Source organism: Streptomyces sp. RLB3-17 (genome assembly GCF_007113425.2).
Lineage (GTDB): Bacteria > Actinomycetota > Actinomycetes > Streptomycetales > Streptomycetaceae > Streptomyces > Streptomyces mirabilis_D.
Genome location: NZ_CP041610.2, coordinates 10,465,958 through 10,480,661, shown reverse-complemented (window position 1 = coordinate 10,480,661; position 14,704 = coordinate 10,465,958). Strand labels below are relative to the sequence as shown.

Annotated in this window: 17 protein-coding genes; 9 read left to right on the top strand and 8 right to left on the bottom strand. The window is 71.3% G+C overall.

All coding sequences use genetic code 11. From position 1 onward, the window contains the following. Positions 1-121: 121 nt before the first annotated feature. Positions 122-631, bottom strand: a complete 510-nt coding sequence (locus FNV62_RS47210) for a subtilase-type protease inhibitor (RefSeq protein WP_143604244.1) — start codon at positions 629-631, stop codon at positions 122-124. Between the two features lie 309 nt (positions 632-940). Here FNV62_RS47210 and FNV62_RS47205 point away from each other — a divergent pair, with 309 nt between their 5' ends. The 5 genes from FNV62_RS47205 (at position 941) to FNV62_RS47185 (ending at position 5,462) form a co-directional block, all read left to right on the top strand. Beyond that, positions 941-1,492: a hypothetical protein gene (locus FNV62_RS47205; RefSeq protein WP_143629644.1), complete on the top strand. Its 552-nt coding sequence runs from the start codon at positions 941-943 to the stop codon at positions 1,490-1,492. 50 nt (positions 1,493-1,542) lie between these two features. Further along, the gene (locus FNV62_RS47200; RefSeq protein WP_097289435.1) at positions 1,543-2,370 is read left to right on the top strand and encodes an LLM class F420-dependent oxidoreductase; all 828 of its coding nucleotides are present in this window, start codon (positions 1,543-1,545) and stop codon (positions 2,368-2,370) included. A 64-nt stretch (positions 2,371-2,434) separates the two neighbouring features. Continuing rightward, positions 2,435-2,881, top strand: a complete 447-nt coding sequence (locus tag FNV62_RS47195) for a TIGR03668 family PPOX class F420-dependent oxidoreductase (protein ID WP_375336812.1) — start codon at positions 2,435-2,437, stop codon at positions 2,879-2,881. A 246-nt stretch (positions 2,882-3,127) separates the two neighbouring features. Next, positions 3,128-4,711, top strand: a complete 1,584-nt coding sequence (locus tag FNV62_RS47190) for a purine-cytosine permease family protein (protein ID WP_143604240.1) — start codon at positions 3,128-3,130, stop codon at positions 4,709-4,711. Positions 4,712-4,793: 82 nt separating this feature from the next. Next, on the top strand, positions 4,794-5,462 hold the full coding sequence (locus FNV62_RS47185; protein WP_143629642.1) for a cyclase family protein: 669 nt from the start codon (positions 4,794-4,796) through the stop codon (positions 5,460-5,462). 320 nt (positions 5,463-5,782) lie between these two features. Here FNV62_RS47185 and FNV62_RS47180 read toward each other — a convergent pair whose 3' ends face one another. Then, the gene (locus FNV62_RS47180; protein ID WP_143604237.1) at positions 5,783-6,961 is read right to left on the bottom strand and encodes a PucR family transcriptional regulator; all 1,179 of its coding nucleotides are present in this window, start codon (positions 6,959-6,961) and stop codon (positions 5,783-5,785) included. A 113-nt stretch (positions 6,962-7,074) separates the two neighbouring features. On the opposite strand from FNV62_RS47180, the gene FNV62_RS47175 reads away from it, so the two are divergent. Next, positions 7,075-8,244: a lactate 2-monooxygenase gene (locus tag FNV62_RS47175; RefSeq protein ID WP_054234226.1), complete on the top strand. Its 1,170-nt coding sequence runs from the start codon at positions 7,075-7,077 to the stop codon at positions 8,242-8,244. Beyond that, the gene (locus FNV62_RS47170) at positions 8,241-9,260 is read left to right on the top strand and encodes a 2-hydroxyacid dehydrogenase (protein ID WP_143604235.1); all 1,020 of its coding nucleotides are present in this window, start codon (positions 8,241-8,243) and stop codon (positions 9,258-9,260) included. The genes FNV62_RS47175 and FNV62_RS47170 overlap by 4 nt, the downstream gene beginning before the upstream one ends. Positions 9,261-9,281: 21 nt before the next feature. On the opposite strand, the gene FNV62_RS47165 is transcribed toward FNV62_RS47170, so the two are convergent. The 6 genes from FNV62_RS47165 to FNV62_RS47140 all read right to left on the bottom strand — a co-directional run bounded on the left by FNV62_RS47165 (position 9,282) and on the right by FNV62_RS47140 (position 13,816). Beyond that, a complete protein-coding gene (locus FNV62_RS47165; protein WP_143629640.1) occupies positions 9,282-11,189 on the bottom strand; it encodes an RICIN domain-containing protein in 1,908 nt (635 codons plus the stop codon). A gap of 567 nt (positions 11,190-11,756) precedes the next feature. Continuing rightward, complete coding sequence (locus tag FNV62_RS47160; protein WP_054234229.1) at positions 11,757-12,134, bottom strand: toxin Doc; 378 nt, start codon at positions 12,132-12,134, stop codon at positions 11,757-11,759. A gap of 3 nt (positions 12,135-12,137) precedes the next feature. Continuing rightward, positions 12,138-12,383, bottom strand: coding sequence for a hypothetical protein (locus FNV62_RS47155; protein WP_054234230.1), 246 nt, complete (start codon positions 12,381-12,383; stop codon positions 12,138-12,140). A 79-nt stretch (positions 12,384-12,462) separates the two neighbouring features. Next, on the bottom strand, positions 12,463-12,777 hold the full coding sequence (locus tag FNV62_RS47150) for a hypothetical protein (RefSeq protein ID WP_060899227.1): 315 nt from the start codon (positions 12,775-12,777) through the stop codon (positions 12,463-12,465). Next, the gene (locus FNV62_RS47145) at positions 12,777-13,349 is read right to left on the bottom strand and encodes a TIGR03086 family metal-binding protein (protein WP_097287889.1); all 573 of its coding nucleotides are present in this window, start codon (positions 13,347-13,349) and stop codon (positions 12,777-12,779) included. The genes FNV62_RS47150 and FNV62_RS47145 overlap by 1 nt, the downstream gene beginning before the upstream one ends. A 50-nt stretch (positions 13,350-13,399) precedes the next feature. Beyond that, positions 13,400-13,816 carry an SRPBCC domain-containing protein gene (locus tag FNV62_RS47140; protein ID WP_143629636.1) on the bottom strand — a complete coding sequence of 139 codons (417 nt, stop codon included), beginning with the start codon at positions 13,814-13,816 and terminating at the stop codon, positions 13,400-13,402. 119 nt (positions 13,817-13,935) lie between these two features. Between FNV62_RS47140 and FNV62_RS47135 the strand changes: the two genes are divergently transcribed. Both FNV62_RS47135 and FNV62_RS47130 read left to right on the top strand, forming a co-directional pair. Further along, positions 13,936-14,247 carry an ArsR/SmtB family transcription factor gene (locus tag FNV62_RS47135; protein WP_097287887.1) on the top strand — a complete coding sequence of 104 codons (312 nt, stop codon included), beginning with the start codon at positions 13,936-13,938 and terminating at the stop codon, positions 14,245-14,247. After that, the gene (locus FNV62_RS47130) at positions 14,244-14,702 is read left to right on the top strand and encodes an SRPBCC family protein (RefSeq protein ID WP_143629634.1); all 459 of its coding nucleotides are present in this window, start codon (positions 14,244-14,246) and stop codon (positions 14,700-14,702) included. Before FNV62_RS47135 ends, FNV62_RS47130 begins: the two co-directional genes overlap by 4 nt. Positions 14,703-14,704 lie beyond the last annotated feature (2 nt).

The window sequence follows — 14,704 nt, the reverse complement described above, 5'->3', positions numbered from 1 at the left end:
GGCCCCACTCCGCCTGACCGACCCCCGATGCGAGATCGCGTCGTACTCCGTGCTTCGGGGCGCGCACTCCCCACCTACTGACCCCGTTCGACGCTCACGAAGGCCGCGCGATCCCGGTCTCTCAGAACGCGAAGAAGCTCGTCCCGTAGGAGTTCTTCACGCACTCGTTGGCGAAGGTCCGTTCGTACGCGACGCGCTTGCCGCGCCAGACGCCCTGGACGGTGACGACCACCGGATCGAACTGCCGCGTACACAGTGCGCCGTCTCTCAGGGTCAGGGCGTCGAAGTCGCCGTTCACCGCCCGGAGTTCGGCACAGGCGTCGTAGGCGGCGGGGTGGGTGCCGGAGGGGGTCGGGGCGCAGTTCAGCGTGACCGCGCGCTCCGGTGTGACGGTGGCGGCGGTCTCCCCGTGGCCCGTGGTGAGCACCAGGGCCGAGGGGGCGTAGAGCCCTGAGGGGGCGAGAGCCGGCGTGGCGTGGGCCGATGTGGCGTGGGCCTGGCTCGTGACCGTCCGGGTCTCAGCCGTCTGGGTCACGTGGGCCGGGGTGGCGAGGGCGGACCCCCCGAGGGGGCCGCAGACGGCGGCGGCCGTGAGGGTGAGAGTCGCTGCCCAGCGCGCGGTATTCGGCATTGTGTGCATCCTTCCGCTCGATTGAATGCAGTACCGGCTCGATTGGGTGCCGGTGCGGCGAGCGCGAGTCTGCCGAGTCCGGACCGGAAACACACATCGACCCCATGCGTTTCAGTAACCTTGAGTATTGAAGCAGTGGCGTGAAGTTACGAAATTCGAACGTTCAAGCCCCGGAACTGAGGGGTTGTTGATCGCCAGTGGCACCCTCCTGGCCGGATTCCCCCGGCTCCGCAATAGGCCTGAAACATTCCGGTTCAGCCTCCGGCGGACCCCCTTGCTTCTTCCGCGCAATGGAGTAATCGTCATTACATGATTACTTCAGAGCACCACGAGAAGCTGCGCGGCTGGTTCGCCGGCCGCCTGCCCGACGATCTCTTCGAGAGCCTGGTGGAGGTGACGGTCGACCGGGAGGAGATCACCGTCGTCGGCCGCATCCCCGAGCCCGGGCTCGCCGAAGGTGCCTCGGACGCCGAGAAGGAGGCGGCCGCCCAGGCACGTATCCAGGAATTCCGCGAGCGCACCCGCGACGACCGGGTCGCGGTGGCACGGGAAGCCGAGCACCGGTTCGGCAAGAAGGTCTCCTGGGGCGTGGAGTGCGGGGGCGAGCGCGCCCTGTTCACCCACATCGCCGCGCCCGTCATGACCCGGTTGCGCCAGCCCGAGCGCCAGGTCCTCGACACCCTCATCGCCGCCGGGGTCGCGCGCAGCCGCAGTGACGCCCTCGCCTGGTGTGTCCGCCTGGTCCAGCGTCACGCCGACGACTGGCTGACGGAACTGCGCGACTCGCTGGAACATGTGCAGCGGGTCCGGGCCCAGGGTCCGGACGCCACGCCGCGGGACGCCGCACCTGACGAGGAGTGACCGACCACGTCACACTGGCGGCAACAGCCGACAAGACGAGGTGGTCGCGGATGAAGTTCGGAGTGTCGACGTTCATCACCGACGAGGGCATCGGCCCCAGGGCCCTGGGGCCCGCTCTGGAAGAGCGCGGGTTCGACACGCTGCTGCTGGCCGAGCACTCGCACATCCCGGTGAACCGGGAGACGCCGTATCCGGGCGGCGGGGAACTGCCCCGCGTCTACTACCGCACGCTCGATCCGTTCGTGGCGCTCGCCGCAGCCGCCTCCGTGACCCGGGACCTGCTCCTGGGCACGGGGATCGCCCTGGTGGTCCAGCGTGATCCGATCACCACCGCGAAGGAGATCGCCTCCCTCGACCTGATCTCCGGCGGCCGTGCCGTGTTCGGTGTCGGCGCCGGCTGGAACCGGGAGGAGATGCGCAACCACGGCACGGATCCGGCCTCCCGCGGCCGGCTGATGGACGAACGCATTCGCGCCATGATCGAACTGTGGACGAAGGACGAGGCCGAGTTCCACGGCGACTTCGTCGACTTCGCACCGGTCTACGCCTGGCCGAAGCCGGTCCAGCGGCCGCACCCGCCAATCTGGGTCGGGGGCAACAGCGAGCGCACCTTCGCGCGCGTCGCCGAGTACGGGTCGGCGTGGCTGCCCAGCGCCGTACCGCCCAAGGAACTGGGCGCGCGCATCGAACAGATGCGCAAGACGGCCGGTGACCGGCCGGCCGTCGTGGTCTACGCGGGCGGGAGCGACCGGGAGTCCCTGGACACCTACGCGGAACTCGGCGTCGACCGCGTGCTGCTGTATCTGCCGACCCAGCCGGAGGACGAGACACTGCGCACACTCGACGAACTGGCCGAGGCCGTGTCCGCCCACCGCTGACGCTTCCGGGGGCCGGGGATCGCGCGCCCACCGCGTTCCCGCCGCCGGGGAATCGGAGCTCACCGTGCCGGACATGGACGAGAAGGAGGCGCGCCGCCGGTTCGTGGCGGCACGGGTGGCGCGCCTGGCGACGGTGGACGCCGAGGGACGCCCGCACCTCGTGCCCCTCGTCTTCGCGGCGCGCGGCGGCGAGATCGTCACCGCGGTCGACCACAAACCCAAGAGGTCGCCGAGACTGCGGCGGCTGCGCAACATCGCCGCCCACCCCGCCGTGTGCCTGCTCGTCGATGCCTACGACGAGGACTGGGAGCGGCTGTGGTGGGTACGGGCGGACGGCGACGCCCGGGTCCTGCCGCCCGGCACACAGGACGAGTACACGATGGCGATCGACCTGCTGCGCGAGAAGTACGCGCAGTACCGGCAGCGGCCGCCGGACGGCCCGGTGATCGCCGTCACCGTCCACCGCTGGCACGGCTGGCGCGCGACCCCGGAGCCAGGTCCGGAGCACTGAGCCACCGCCGGGCACCTCCCGCGACGGACACACACGCCGGACTGGACGAATGCTCCACCCCGGGCACGGAAGATGGATGTTTTACCTTCTGGCGCAGGTCTCCGGCCCGGCCTTAGCGTCGGCAGACCCGCCAAGGACGACATCCGCCGCCGCACACCCCCGCGGCGACCACGGGGCCGACCTCCCCTCGCGCCACCACGCGCTCCACCGCCCGCTTCCGGGCACAGGCACTTCGCTGGAGCACCCTTGTCCGAGAACTCCCCCGCCACGCCGTCGCCGTCTCTCACCGAGGTGGAGACCTACGGCGTCGAGCGCATCCCCGACGCGGACCGCACCGCGTCGCCGCTCGACCTGTTCAGAGTCGCCTTCGGCGGTGCGAACACCTTCTCCACCTGCGTCCTCGGGGCCTTCCCCATCCTCTTCGGCCTCTCCTTCTGGCAGGGGCTCGCGGCCACCCTCCTCGGAGTCGTCGTCGGCGCCCTGATCCTGTGCCCGATGGCGATGTTCGGCCCGGTCAACGGCACCAACAACGCGGTCGCGTCCTCCGCGCACCTCGGTGTGCACGGCCGGGTCGTCGGCTCGTTCCTGTCCCTGCTCACGGCCGTGGCGTTCTTCTCGATCTCGGTGTGGAGCTCCGGCGACGCCCTGGTCGGCGGCGCGCACCGGCTGTTCGGCCTGGAGCGCAGCAACCTGTCGTACATGATCGCGTACGCGCTCTTCGGCTGCCTGGTGCTCGCGGTGTGCGTGTACGGGTTCCGGTTCATGCTGTTCGTCAACAAGATCGCGGTGACCTCGGCGACCGTACTGTTCCTGCTCGGCGCGATCGCCTTCGCCGGTGACTTCGATCCCTCGTACGCCGGTGTCTTCACGGCCTCGGCCGACTCGGCGACGCAGGCGCTGTTCTGGCCCTCCTTCATCGGCGCGGCACTGATCGTGCTGTCGAACCCGGTGTCCTTCGGCGCGTTCCTCGGCGACTGGTCGCGTTACATCCCGGCGAACGCGCCGCGCCGCAAGGTCGTCGGTGCCGCGTTCCTGTCCCAGATCGCCACCCTGCTGCCGTTCGTGTTCGGGCTCGCGACCGCGAGCATCATCGCGACGAAGGCGCCGAAGTACGTCGACCCGGCGGCCCCCGACTTCGTCGGCGGCCTGCTGGCCATCTCGCCGAGCTGGTTCTTCCTGCCGGTGTGTCTGCTCGCCCTGATCGGCGGCATGTCGACCGGCACGACGTCGCTGTACGGCACCGGACTCGACTTCTCGTCGGTGTTCCCGCGGCTGTCCCGGGTGCAGGCGACGTTCCTGGTCGGAGTCCTGTCGATCGCGTTCATCTTCATCGGCCGCTTCGGCTTCGACCTGGTGCAGTCCATCTCGACGTTCGCCACGATGATCATCACCTGCACCACGCCCTGGATGGTCGTGATGATCCTCGGGTTCTACACCCGGCGCGGCTGGTACGACCCGGACGCGCTCCAGGTCTTCAACCGCCGTCAGCGCGGCGGCCGTTACTGGTTCACGCACGGCTGGAACTGGCGGGGCATGACGGCGTGGTGGGTGGGCGCGGTGGTCGGTGTGCTGTTCACCAACATCCCCGGTCAGTTCGTCGGACCGCTGGGCGATCTCGCGAACGGCATCGACATCAGCCTGCCGCTGTCGCTGGCCGTCGCCGCCGTGCTGTATCTGGCGATGCTGCGACTGTTCCCCGAGCCCCGCGCGGTGTACGGGCCCGAGGGCCCGCGGCTGGCCCGTACCGTCGACGTGCCGGTGCCGCCGATCACCGGTCCCGGTGCGGAGAGCGAGGGCGCGTCCGCGGTTCTCGCCGTCGACGGCGGTTGATCCGCTGACGGAGAACGGGTCGACGAGCCGATGGAAAACTGGCTTATGGAGAACCGGTGGAGAACTCGCTGATGGAGAACTGATGGAGAGCTGGCTCGACCTGTCCGTGCCCGTGGTCACCGGGATGCCCGTCTATCCCGGTGACCCGGAGGTGGAGGTCTCCAGGGCGTTGCGGGTCGCCGAGCACGGAGTGAACGTCCTTCGGCTGCACATGGGGTCGCAGTCCGGTACGCATGTCGACGCGCCGTACCACGTGGACGAGGCGTGGCCCACGTTGGACGATCTGCCGCTGGAGCGGTTCGCGGGGGCGGCGGTCGTCGCCGACGTCCGTGGTCTGCCGGCGCGGGCGCCGATCACTCCGGACCTGCTCTCCCCCGCCCTCGGCCTGCTGCGGTCCGGTTCGATCCTGCTGCTGGCCACCGGGTGGTCGCGGTACTGGGGAACCGAGGACTACCTCGCTCATCCCTGGCTCACGTCCGAGGCGGCGGAGGCCGTGGTCGCGGCGGGTGTCCTCACCGTCGGGATCGACGCGCTGAGCGTCGATCCGACCGGTCCCGTGGACCTGCCCTCCCACCGAGTGCTGTGCGGAGCGGGGGGTGTGATCGCCGAGAACCTGACCGGGCTCGGAGGCGTCGCGGACGCGCAGGCCGCGGGATGTTCGGCAGAGGTGTTCCTGTTCCCCTTGCGCCTCGCCGGGGCCGACGGGGGCCCGGTCCGGGCGACGGCCCGCATCACGCCCCACGCGCCGTAGTCCCTACCTGGGGGTGTGTTCGTCGGGTGCGGGGGGGGCGGGGCCTGGTCGCGCAGTTCCCCGCGCCCCTCGGACGGGGCTGCGCCCCGCATCCCCGCCCGCCCCGATTCGTTCGGCCGCGGGCCGGTGGGGGCCGTTCGCGCAGTTCCCCGCGCCCCCAAAAGCCTCGGATCAGCCCACGTTGAGGGCGCACCCCCGCCCACCCCGGCCCGCACCACTCAGCCCGTCCGGCGCTTGAGGACGAGCCCTTCGGGCGATGCGGGGTTGAAGGGGCGGAGCCCCTGGGGATGGGTCGGGTAGGGGCGGCGGGGGCGAGGAGACTACGGCCTGATCGTGCGGGCGATGTCCAGGGTGAGGCGTTGCCAGGGGTCGCGGGGATCACGGGACGTCAGGGCGTGGATGCGCCGCAGGCGATAGCGCAGGGACTGCGCGTGCAGGTGAAGCACCCGCGCGGCGGCGCTCGCCGAGCCGGCGTCGATGTACGCGGTCAGCGCCTCCATGAGATGCCGCTGCCCCGGGTCGGTGAGCGGCCCGAGAACCAGGCGGGCGACCTGGTCCGGCGCGGCGGCCGGATGCCCGCCGAGCAGGGCGAGGACATGCGCGTCGGCGTCCGTGAGGACACGCCCCGGCCGGTGCGCGTGGGCAGGCGCCGTGTCGAGGGCGTCGGCGGCGAGCCGATGCGCCACGGCGACCCGGTCCAGGCTCTCCCCGGTGATCGCACAGCCCCGCCAGGACCGCGCGCCCAGCACCGCCCCCGCCCTGGCGGCAGCCGCGCCCGGCAGCAACAGAACGGCACGCGAACCACGTACCGTCGCGGACGAGACCACCTCGTCCCCCGGAACGGCCAACGCCTCGAGCAGCCCCGTCGCCGCGTCGAGCGCCATGTCGGGACGCTCCGCGCCCACCGGCTCGGCCACCAACAGACAGTAGGGGTCCGGGAGTTGGACCCCCAGCCGGGCCGACCGGTCGCTCAGCGCGCCCACCGAGGCGTGCCGCCCGGCGATCAGGTCGTCGAGCAGCAGCCGCAGTGCCCGGTCGCGGTCCGCCGCGAGGTCCTCGTCGGTGGCGGCGTACGCCGTGGTCATCTCCTCGGAGAGGGTGTCGAGCGCGGTCAGCAGCATCCGGGTGAGAGCGAAGGCGTCCGCGGCGGCGAGCCGGGGCGCGCGGGCCGCAATCTCGTCGGTGAGGACGGTCGCCGCCACCCGGTAGGCCCGCAGCACCGCCTGCACGGGCCGCCCGTCCGCCGCGCGGGCCGCCGCGATGCCTCGCAGGCGCCGCAGGTCCGACGGTTCGAGGGCGCCGTCGGTGACCCACAGGTGGAGGAGCCGCTCCAGGCCCCAGGCCGCGATGGCCCGTACCTCCGGCAGCCGGCTGTCGTCGAGCGCGGCGTACACCGGGACCTGTTCGTGGACCGCCGAGACGATCGCCGCCACGACGCGCGGATCGGCGACCATCTCCTGCCGGACGTGTTCTCTGGCGGCAACGGGCTGACTTGTCACAGGGTGATGATCCCAGCCGCGCGATGTGCGCACCACGGTGGACGGCTCTTGTCACCTTCGCCAGGATCGACGGCGTACAGCGCGGTCTCAGGGACGAGAGGCGGGACGTACGGATGGCTAAGCATTGGGCCGACTTCCAGTACGAGATCTATCTGAACGGAATGACGGGCGCCGTACCGCGGCTGCCCACCGATCTGACCCGGCTGGAGGAGCTGACCGAGCAGCGGCTCGGGCCCGGTCCGGTCGGCTACGTGGCGGGCAGCGCGGGCAACGGGAGCACCGCCCGGGCCAACCGGGCCGCCCTCGACCGGCGCCGGATCGTGCCGCGCATGCTGCGCGACGTACACGAACGTGATCTGTCCGTCGAGGTGTTGGGTCGTGCCCTGCCCGCGCCGCTGGCGCTCGCGCCCGTGGGCGTGCTGTCGATCATGCATCCGGACGCGGAGTCCGCCGCCGCGCGAGCCGCCGCGGCGCAGGGCGTCCCGTACATCCTGTCGTCGGCCTCCAGCACGCCCATGGAGCAGGTCGCGGAGGCTATGGGCGGGGCGGAGCGCTGGTTCCAGCTGTACTGGGCGAAGGACCGCGAGGTCACCCGGTCCTTCCTGGACCGGGCGAAGGCGGCCGGGTTCACCGCGCTGTTCGTCACTCTCGACACCCCGCTGCTGGCCTGGCGTCCGCGCGACCTCGACCAGGCGTATCTGCCGTTCCTGCACGGTGTGGGCACGGCGAACTACTTCTCCGACCCGGCGTTCCAGGCGGGCCTGGCCAAGCCGGTGCACGAGGACCCGAACGCGGCCGTGCTGCACTTCGTCGGCATGTTCGCGGACCCGGGCAAGACCTGGCCCGATCTCGCGTTCCTGCGGGAGAACTGGGACGGGCCGATCGTCCTCAAGGGCATCCTGCACCCGGACGACGCCCGGCGCGCCGCCGACGCCGGGATGGACGGCGTGGTCGTCTCCAACCACGGCGGCCGGCAGGTGGCGGGGTCGGTGGCGGCGGCCGATGCGCTGCCGCGGGTGGTGGAGGCGGTCGGCGAACGGCTGACCGTCCTCTTCGACAGCGGCATCCGCACCGGCGACGACGTCTTCAAGGCGCTCGCGCTCGGCGCGCGGGCCGTACTCGTCGGACGCCCGTACGCCTATGGGCTGGGCCTGGACGGACAGGCGGGCGTCGAACACGTCGTCCGCTGTCTGCTCGCCGAGTTCGACCTCACCCTCGCCCTGTCCGGGCACGCCCGCCCCGCCACCCTCGGCCCCGACGACCTGATCGAGGAATCCGCATGAGCACGACCCACACGGCCCACACGACCGACACGACCGACACGTCGGTGGCGAAGAACGTTCTGGCCGTGGTCTCGGCCCACGTCGGCGGTCGCACCGCCGGTGCCGCGCTCGCCACCGTCTTCCCCGGCGAGGCCAAGGTCACCGTCGTGGAGACGACCGACGAGGACCCGGCCGCGCTGCGCGAGGCCCATGTCATCATCACGGGTCTCGGCCCGGTGACCGCCGAACACCTCGCCTCCGCACCGGACTTGGAACTGGTCCAGTGCGCGAGCCACGGTTTCGACTACGTCGACCTGGACGCCGCCCGCGCCAAGGGTGTGCCGGTGTGCAACATCGGCTCCAGCGGCGCCGAGAAGCAGAACGTGGCCGAGCAGACCTTCGCCCTCATGCTGGCCCTCGCCAAGCAGCTGGTCCCGGCGCACACCGCGCTGGTCGACGCCGACTGGGCGCTGCCGAGACTGCAGCGGTCCATCACCGAACTGTCCGGCAAGACCCTCGGCATCGTCGGGCTCGGCCACATCGGCGAGGAGGTCGCCCGGCGCGCGGTCGCGTTCGACATGAGCATCGTGTACGCGGGTCCGCAGTCCGTCGGCGCGGAGACCGAGGCACGGCTCGGCGGCGCCCGTCATGTCGAACTCGACGAACTGCTGCGCACGTCGGACTACGTCACGCTGCACGCCCCGCTCACCGAGGAGACCCGGCATCTGCTGAACGCCGAGCGGCTCGCGCTCCTCAAGCCGACCGCGTTCGTGGTCAACACCTCGCGGGGCGCCCTGATCGACCAGGACGCCCTCGCGGACGCGCTCGAGGCGGGCACCCTGGCCGGGGCGGGCATCGACGTCTTCGACCCCGAACCGCCCACCGCGGCCCTGCGGTTGCTCAAGTCCCCGAACGTGGTGTTGTCGCCGCATGTCGCGGGCGTCACGCGCGAGACGCTCGTACGGATCGCGCTGGCGGCGGTCCAGAACGCCGCCGACTTCGTGGCGGGCAAGCCGCCCCGGGACGTGGTGTCCTAGCCCCGCCGCCCGGCGCGCCCGTTACCGTCCCAACCCCTCCACCAGGGGGGAGAGTTGAGCGGTCAGCGGCAGCGCGGGCCGGGCGCTCGCGCGGTCGTCGACGGTCACGGAACGGGGCTCGGCCGAGGACTCCGAGGGGGTCGCCGACGTGTCGTCCCGGCCGTCCGTCGGCGGCTCGCTGGGCGACGCGCTCGGCTCATCGGCCGTGCCCTGCGGGGACGGCGGCCTGCTGACCGGCCGGGTCGAGGCGCTCGCCGTCCCCGCGATCGACAGCGACCCGGGCTCGGCCGAGGCGGAGTCGGTCCGCCACCGCTGCGCGTCAGAGCCGTCCCGGTCCTTGACCACGATGTCGGCGTTCGGATCGGTGGAACTGGGCGTGACCGCGAGTCCCTCGCGTGAGCGGGACAGCAACTCGCCCCGCACGGTGAGGTCGTAGCGCACGTCGCCGCCCCGCGCGGCGCTCTTCGCGACGCAGCGGTCCAGGGCGACGACACCGTCGTCGGCGTGCGAGTCCAGGCACAGCGCGGGGTCGGCGACGCTGCGCAGCAGGCCGTCGCTCTCGTACGACCACTGCTGGGTCCAGGCGGACGAGCAGACGGCCAGCTCGGCCTCGGCACCGGCCTCGGCCTTTCCGCCCCGGATGTCGAGGCAGAGGTCGGCGGCGAGGTTGCGCAGCCGGGTCTGCTCGGTGCTGGTGGGCAGTCCGGCCGAGGTCGGGGGCGAGGAGTCGGCGGAGGGGTCCGGGGCGACCGGGCTGGGCGAGACGGTGTGGCTGCTGCCGACCCCCGTGGAGGCGGTCGGGTCGGCGCCACCTTCGCCGTGGGACCACAGACTGATGGTGAGCACGGTGACGAGCAGCACCGCCGAGGCCGTGCCCGCCCCGGTGAGCAGGACCTTCGAGTGCTTCTGGGCAATCTGGGCCAGCCGCCCGGGGGCGGGAATCTGCGCCAACAGACGATGACGGCCGGCACTTCCAGGACGCCCACCGGTCCCGAGACGCCCGCCGGCACCCACGCGCCCGCCGGTACCCACGCCTCCCTCGGCGACCGCCCGTCCGCCGCCGAACGCGAACCCCTCCTCGGGGCGCACCGCTTGCCGCCCGCGCCCCGGGCGTGCGTCGAGGTAGCGTCGCGCGCCCCAACCGAGCACCGCTTCGGCGAGCAGAATCCCCAAACCGCCCTCGAAATAGCCGAGTTGCTCGGCCGCGTGCCGACAGTGGCGGCACTCCCCCAGATGCTGTCGGACATCCGGCAGCAAGGCGCCCCCACGACGAATCGGGACGTCGAGCAGGCGGTTGTAGAAGCCGCATTCCTTGCTCGGCGCGAGTTCCCGGTGGGCGCGCACACATCCCTGGCGGAATTGCTCACGGGCCTGCTCCAGAGCGGCCGACGCGGTGTCGACGTCCAGGCCCGACAGACCGGCCGGTACGGAAATGTCCTCGGCCTCGACCTCGGTGTGCCACAGCAGACACTGGGCGAGGGGCGGCAAGGCATGGAAAGAGCGCTCGGCGAGCTTCCGATTTTCGGCGGTCATGGACTGCGCCGCCCGCATACCCCGCCCCCCGGCGGGTTTCCTCAAATCCGGCAGAACGCCGGATATCCGGTCCTCACCGGACCACTCATTGACGGTGTCCCGCACGGTCACGAGCAGTCGGGGCCGCAGGGCCGCTCCGGACTCGCCACGTATCAGGCAGTCGAGGGCGTAGTGGAAGGAGGTCGCGGCGACCATCGAGGCGACGTTCGAGGACGAGGCGAGGCAGATGGCCGCGTAGTCGTACGTCGGCTGCCAGTGCCGCGCCATCAGCAGGGCGACGGACTGCGTGGCCTCGCCCTCCGTCCGGCCTCTCAGCCGCGCGGCGAGGCTTTCGTCGGACTCCCCGGGAGCACCGCCGGGGGGATAGGAGGGGCGAGGGGGGTGGGGGGTGGGCACAGAGCGGGTTCCTTCCACGGTGCAAGGTGGTGCACAGAATTTCCTTGGTCGCCGAAAAGGGAGCCCCTGCCTGGTGCACACCTTTTGACGGAGCGCCGGGAAAATGGCCGCCGGCCCGGAATGATGAACACCGATTTCATACCCGGCCATTGACCCGCGCGGTAAGTTCACCCTCGCACAACACGCTCATGACCAACAAGGCACTTGAGCAACATCTGCATATTGAAAGATAGTCAGTAACTACGCCAACTCGCGTCGCTCGCACCGGCTTTCGAAATTTCCCGCACCACGTTCACGCGCCTCACCGCGGCACCACGTTCACGCGCCTCACCACGGCACCACGTTCATACGCCATGGGCCCTCACGCGCCCCGTGTGAACCGCGCGCTCACTCCGGAGCCCGTCGCACGCTCCCGGCGCGCGGTGCTCCGCAGTCCACTGGAACCCGGCCCTTCTCGGAGGCCCCGCGCAGGACGGCGGCTCTCCCGCGCGAAACCGGCCGCCGGCCCCGATCCTCCCGCCCTCGGCCGGCGGCCTCGGGGGCGAGAGGGGGGCCGCGCGGCGGGTATCAGATCTGCCAGGTGCGCAGGCGGTCGGCCGCGCCGTAGACGTCGGTCTTGCCGGAGATCAGATCCCGGGCGAGGTCGACGAGCGCCCCGTAGGGCGGGTCGATCCCGACACCGCTGACGAACATGTACGCCACCGCCGCCGAACAGGCGAAGCGGGCGTTGGCGGCCGGTAGCGGCTTCAGCAGGGCCAGGGTGTGCAGCAGAGCGGCGGCGCGCCAGGCCGGGTCGGAGTCGACTCCGAGGCGGGGCGGGTCGACGCGGTGCCGTGCCACGGCGGCGACCAGGGCCGAGAAGTCGTTGACCGTGGGCTGGTCGGGCAGCACCTCTTCGTGGCGCTGCAGCAGCCACGGCACGTCGATATGGATGACGGGAGCCATCGCTCAGGCGGCCCGTCCCTCGCCCCTGCCGGGAGGTTCGTCCTCGGGGAAGGCGGCCGCGAACTCGTCGGCGTGCGCCGTGAAGAAGCGGCGGAACACCTCCGCGCCCTCCTTCAGCGCCCGGTGCCGCACGATGTCGGCCGCGGCCGCCTCGCGCACCAGTGCCTTCATCGACGTACCGCGCTCTTTGGCGATCTGCCGGAGGTCCTCGAGTTCACGGTCACTGAACTCCACATTCAAGGCTGGCATGTCGCCACGGTACCGCGAGGGTACTTACTCGTAAATATCACCTGCTCAAGAGGTATGCGCAGCGGTACCGCCAGCCGATTCAGCGGGGCTGCTCGCGGGCCGCCTCCGCCAAGGTCAGCCAGCGGGCGGAGGCGGCGAGCGGCAGGCACACCCAGTCCTTCATGGGGCGGCCGCCCATCGGGTCGAAGAGGTGGGCGCCGGTGACCGCGAGCGCCTCGGCGTGTTCGGGACTGTCGCGGTGCAGGCGGACGACGAGTTCGCCTTCGTGGAGACCGACGAAGGCCTTGCCGTTCGGGTCCTTCAGGCACGGCATGCCGAACATCTTGGAGAGTCTCGCCCCGCGGGGGGCGAGATCCTCCGCGAGGCGGCCGAACAGCTCGCCGGCGTCCGCCATCAGGCGACCTTCCGTCCGGTGAGGGCGAGCAGGCGCTCCAGCGCGGTGGCGCCGGCGACGGGCTCGACCTCGGGTCCGAAGGATCCGTTCGCCCGGGCCCCTTCGGCGATCTGTCCGACGATGGCCGTCGCGGTGGCGACCACGTCGTCGTCGGCCGTGAACGGCTGCCCGGTGGCCGTGGCCAGGTCCCAGCCGTGCACGGTCAGCTCCATGATGGTGATCATCCCGGCGAAGGGGGCCGGGAAGGTGTTCGGCCCGAAGGAGGTCTCGCCCTCCCAGGCGCCGGGCTCGGCCCAGGCCGCGGTGAGCTGGTCGAGGAGCGGCGGATACACCACCCAGGGCGCCTCGGTCAGCGTCGTCGGGGCGTCGGCGGGCAGCGCCTGCTTCTTGGCGGCGTACCCGCTCATGGTCAGCACGCCGAGCAGGTGCTCGCTGAGCCCGTGGACATCGAACGCGGCGCAGGGGGTGGGCAGTTCACGCTTTCCGGTGAGGTCCGACTGCCGGGTGTGCAGCCGCAGGTTACGGGCGGCGCGGGCGAGCTGGTCGGCGAGTTCAACGGGGTTGACGCTCATGAGGGTTGCTCCCATTCAAGACGGGGTGGAGGTGATGGAGGAGGGGACGATCAGCCGAAGAACGGAGCGGGCTTGCCCGTCTCCGCGTACGCCTTGAGCGCCGTGAACTTGGTGGCCCAGCCGTAGGTGAAGTCGCGGTAGGCGTCGCCCTGGTCCGGGAACCCGGCGTGCGTGAAGCGCAGCTGGACCCCACCCTCGGGGACGTCGAGGATCTCGTACGTCTGCGTGGTGCCGGACCACGGGCCGTTCTCACCCGCGAGGACCAGGCGCCGGTCGCCGGACTCGGTGATCCGCAGCCGCCAGGGCTCCGGCACACCGGGGAAGCCCAGCGCGTGCTCCGCTCCGACGCCCTCCCCTATCGCGGCGTCCGTGGTGAACCAGCCGCGCACGCCGGTCTCGGTGGCGAGCGCCGCGCGGACGGTGTCCGCCTCGGCCTCGATGGTCAGCTGCATCGCGATGTCGGCCATCGGACGTCCTCCCAGGCATGTCGTGAGTGTCCGGTGTCGCCCCGAACATCTTTCTTTAGTCGACACTAAAATAAGATCCACCGCCGACGCAAGTTGCAGCCATGACTAAAATAAGCAGCGTGGATCAGGTGAAGGCGATCAGCGAGCCGCGGCGGCGGGCGATTCTCCAGCTGGTGTGGCACGAGGAGCTGCCCGCCGGAGAGATCGCCGAGCGCTTCGACGTCACCTTCGGCGCGGTCTCCCAGCACCTGAAGGTGCTCCGCGAGGCGGGGCTGGTCGTCGTCCGGAAGGACGGCACCAAGCGGTACTACCGCGCGGACCGTGCTGGGATGGGACCGCTGGCCGCCTACCTGGAGTCCATGTGGGGCGACTCACTGGACGCCCTGGCCGCGCTCGCCGAACAGGCCGAGCGGGAGGAGGAGCAGAAGTGACCATCACCCCCGACGGCTCCGTCGTCGTACAGCTACACATCAAGGCCCGTCCGGAGACCGTGTTCTCCTTCTTCACCGACGCCGACCGATGGCTGTCCTGGCAGGGCATCGAGGGCGTGTTCGACCCGACTCCCGGTGGCGCGTACCGGATGCGGGTCGTCGGTGAAGCGACCGCCTCCGGACGCTTCGAGGAGGTCGACCCCTACACGCGGATCGTCTTCACCTGGGGCTGGGAGAACGAGGGCGACCCGGTGCCGCCCGGCAGCAGCCGGGTCGAGGTCACCTTCGCCCCCGAGCCGGACGGCACCCTGCTCACCTTGACCCACTCCGGGCTGCCCGAGCCGGCCCGCGGGCCGCACCAGGAGGGCTGGGAGCACTACCTGGACCGGCTCGCCGTACGGGCTCCCGGTGGCGACCCCGGCCCGGACCACTGGATGGAGCAGAACCCCGCCTGAGC

Bases quoted from the DNA above. Each gene is read 5' to 3' on its own strand.
- FNV62_RS47185 (WP_143629642.1), top strand. From the start codon at position 4,794: ATGGAGAGCTGGCTCGACCTGTCCGTGCCCGTGGTCACCGGGATGCCC.
- FNV62_RS47145 (WP_097287889.1), bottom strand. From the start codon at position 13,349: ATGAGCGTCAACCCCGTTGAACTCGCCGACCAGCTCGCCCGCGCCGCC.
- FNV62_RS47200 (WP_097289435.1), top strand. From the start codon at position 1,543: ATGAAGTTCGGAGTGTCGACGTTCATCACCGACGAGGGCATCGGCCCC.
- FNV62_RS47150 (WP_060899227.1), bottom strand. From the start codon at position 12,777: ATGGCGGACGCCGGCGAGCTGTTCGGCCGCCTCGCGGAGGATCTCGCC.
- FNV62_RS47160 (WP_054234229.1), bottom strand. From the start codon at position 12,134: ATGGCTCCCGTCATCCATATCGACGTGCCGTGGCTGCTGCAGCGCCAC.
- FNV62_RS47155 (WP_054234230.1), bottom strand. From the start codon at position 12,383: ATGCCAGCCTTGAATGTGGAGTTCAGTGACCGTGAACTCGAGGACCTC.
- FNV62_RS47175 (WP_054234226.1), top strand. From the start codon at position 7,075: ATGGCTAAGCATTGGGCCGACTTCCAGTACGAGATCTATCTGAACGGA.
- FNV62_RS47170 (WP_143604235.1), top strand. From the start codon at position 8,241: ATGAGCACGACCCACACGGCCCACACGACCGACACGACCGACACGTCG.
- FNV62_RS47205 (WP_143629644.1), top strand. From the start codon at position 941: ATGATTACTTCAGAGCACCACGAGAAGCTGCGCGGCTGGTTCGCCGGC.
- FNV62_RS47140 (WP_143629636.1), bottom strand. From the start codon at position 13,816: ATGGCCGACATCGCGATGCAGCTGACCATCGAGGCCGAGGCGGACACC.
- FNV62_RS47210 (WP_143604244.1), bottom strand. From the start codon at position 631: ATGCCGAATACCGCGCGCTGGGCAGCGACTCTCACCCTCACGGCCGCC.